Annotated in this window: 3 protein-coding genes; all 3 read left to right on the top strand. The window is 67.8% G+C overall.

Features of this window, described 5'->3' with window-relative positions; translation table 11 throughout:
• A partial coding sequence (locus EBN03_RS34410) for a S1 family peptidase (RefSeq protein ID WP_233608818.1) occupies nt 1-730 on the top strand: 730 nt, incomplete at its 5' end.
• Between the two features lie 443 nt (nt 731-1,173).
• Entirely contained in the window at nt 1,174-1,428 is a 255-nt protein-coding gene (locus EBN03_RS33470; RefSeq protein ID WP_122192179.1) for a hypothetical protein, read from the top strand.
• Between the two features lie 94 nt (nt 1,429-1,522).
• Entirely contained in the window at nt 1,523-2,191 is a 669-nt protein-coding gene (locus EBN03_RS33465) for a tyrosine-type recombinase/integrase (RefSeq protein WP_122192178.1), read from the top strand.
• Nucleotides 2,192-2,872: the final 681 nt, after the last annotated feature.

Genomic DNA, 2,872 nt, shown 5'->3' with positions numbered 1-2,872 from the left:
CTCCGGCCGTGACGGCGTCGCCGGATCCACCACCACCCAGCAGGTCACCGTCGCAAACGGCACCACCACCACGACAACCACGCCCAAGCCCACCACCACCACGCCCAAGCCGCCGGCCCCCGACGCCATCATGGGTGGCCAGGGCTACCTCTCCGGCGAGACCGCCAGCGACCCCTGCTCGTTCGGTTTCAATGCCACCGACGGTGACGGCAACGCGGTGGCCATCACCGCCGGGCACTGCGACCACAACCGCGGAAACGACACCCGGGTATACGAGGGAGGGACGTATGTCGGCGCCTTCGGTAAGGAGGCCACCGACGGCCTCGACTACGGGTTGATCAATATCGACGGCGCCGTCGCCCACCGTTTCCAGAACAACTACGTTGATACCTACGGCGGGGACCCGTTGCGGATCACCGGCACCGCAGACCCGGTGGTCGGGGCGCCGGTGTGCAAGTCCGGCGAGATCACCGGTTTCACCTGCGGCAAAATCACCGCCGTCGACGTGCCCATCAACACCGGTCCTCGCGGTGCCACGGTGCCCAACTCCTTCGAGGCGACCGTATGCGCGATCCCGGGCGACAGCGGTGGACCCTACATGACCGGCACAAAGGCGCTGGGCCTCGCGGCCGGCGGCGCCTGGGAGTGCGACAACTCCACGAAGTCGTACGCGCAGCCGATCAACTCGATCCTCGCGGACAACCCCGGCCTGAAGATCAACACCAAATAGATCCCGTCTCGACGTGACCCGATGAGGGTGGCACCGCAACAGCGGCGCCACCCTCATCGGGCGTTCAGGTCATGCGGCCGGTCTCGCTCGGCCGGATGTATGACTGCGTCCCACCACGATTCGAGCCGACTCGGATCCGGCCACACCACCAGCACGTCGTCACCGGAACCCACCGTGTTCGGAAAAAGACGGCCACCGTCTGTCGAACGCGGTCAGCCCGCTAGGTGCCGGCGAGCGTTGCCACGCGCCGGTGTTCGATGGTCCTCGGCGCAAGCGCGACCGGATCCCCCGGACTCATCGGACGTCCCTCGACGGAGATATCAGATAACACCGTATTACCTGACACTCGGGGATCGCGGATCCCGGAACGCCCAGGAGGGCGGCTCCGGCAGCGCCACCCCTTTCCGCGTGTTATCTGACAACCGAAGGGGATTCGGGTACCGATGGGCACCGAACGGACGCTGAGCATCGTCACCACGAGCACCGCGGTGTCGACCGCGGCCGCGCTCGAGGAGTTCCTCCGCTGGCTGGCCGGGCACCGCGGACGCTCGGGCCGAGTCACCTCCCCGGAGACCGTGCGGTCCTACCTGTCGGCGCTGCCGGTCGCCTTCGCCGGCATCACCGACGTGGCCGCACTTGACACCGACGCCGGCCGGGCCCGGCTGCAGGCGAATATCAGAACCGCGTTGGGGGAGTAGGGCGCCAGCGACATTCAACGCCAATCGCGCCGCAGTCGCCTCGGCGCTGGCCTACTTCGGCGAACAGGAGTGGATCGCCGACCCCAGCGCGGTGATGGCCGGGCTGCGACGTGAGTATCAGCCCAAACCTGATGCGACCCGGGTCCGCTCGCGCGAGGCGATCGACCGGCTGATCGGCGACAAGCGGAACTCGCTGGAGGACAAGACGTTGTGGTCGATGTTGTACGCGACGGCCGCGCGCGCCGAGGAGGTGCTGCGCCTGGACGTCGGTGACCTCGACCGCGTGAATCGGCGGGCCCGATGTATCCGCAAGGGCGGCAAGGCCGACGAGCTGCTGTACGACATCGGTACCGCCCGCCTGCTCGGGCAGCTGCTCGCCGGCCGCCGTACCGGCCCGATCTTCCTGTCCACCAGGGTCGCCCCCGACGACGGCACCATCGCCGCCGCCCATGTCGATCCGGTCAGCCGCCGCCAGCGGATGACCTATCGGACCGCCGAACGGCACCTCGGTGCCGCGACCGACGGCTGGGATCCCCACGACCTGAGGCACTCCCGGCTCACACACGCCGGGGAGGACGGCGCGACCGAGGCCGACCTGATGAACCTGTCCGGCCATGAGGAACGCCGCACCCTGCAGCGCTACCTCAGCCCCAGCAAAGAAGGCACCCACTCTCAGCTCGACGCCATCGACGCCCGCCGCGGAGACCGAACTCCTGGGCTGACGACATCGCCTACCGGCTCGCCCGTGCGGCCGGTTCGGTGACCCAGCAGGCTAGGCCGCCCGGTTCGATTCCTGCCAGGGAACCGAACCTGCGACACGAAGGCCCCGCTCACGGCTGCCCGCCAAGCTGAGCGATCACTGCGTGAGCCCCACGCTGGGGCGCACGATCGGCTACGCGCCCCGTATTCACAGGCGCCTTGCGCGCCCAGCGACCCGGGCGCCCGCAGGGGGCTGCTGCGCCACCCGGCCGCGATTGCACGGGTTCGCTCTCACGCCAGGAGATTCGCCGGCGGTCCCGCGGCGGCAAACCCATGGACGAAGGCGGCCAGGCGAATTCGAATCGAGTGTGACCGTCGGTGCCCGCGCCGGTGCGGGCCGCCTGCGGCGGCCCATATCTTCACCTATGCATCGCCGGAAACACGAACCGCCACCGTGACACACTTACTACATTCAGAATCGCAGATCAGTGCAGCCACACAGAGAACCTTGGTGCCGGAAGATCTGAGAGTGCTGTGATCGTGGCCAGGAGCGGGATCAACACGGACCGACCCTGATTCCGACCGTACCGTCCGGCGTCGGCACCACAGCACGATGGAAATTGAATCCAAACCGTGGGGTAAACGCGGGGTTGGCTGAATAAAAACAGGTCAGGCCCGGCAGTATACCGGGCCTGACCTGCATCAATGGGTGGAGCTAAGGGGACTCGAACCCCTGACCCCCACA

This window comes from Nocardia stercoris (assembly GCF_003696265.1).
Taxonomy (GTDB): Bacteria; Actinomycetota; Actinomycetes; order Mycobacteriales; family Mycobacteriaceae; genus Nocardia; species Nocardia stercoris.
Note: the sequence above shows the minus strand (reverse complement) of the source record. Positions and strands in the feature narration are given on the sequence as shown.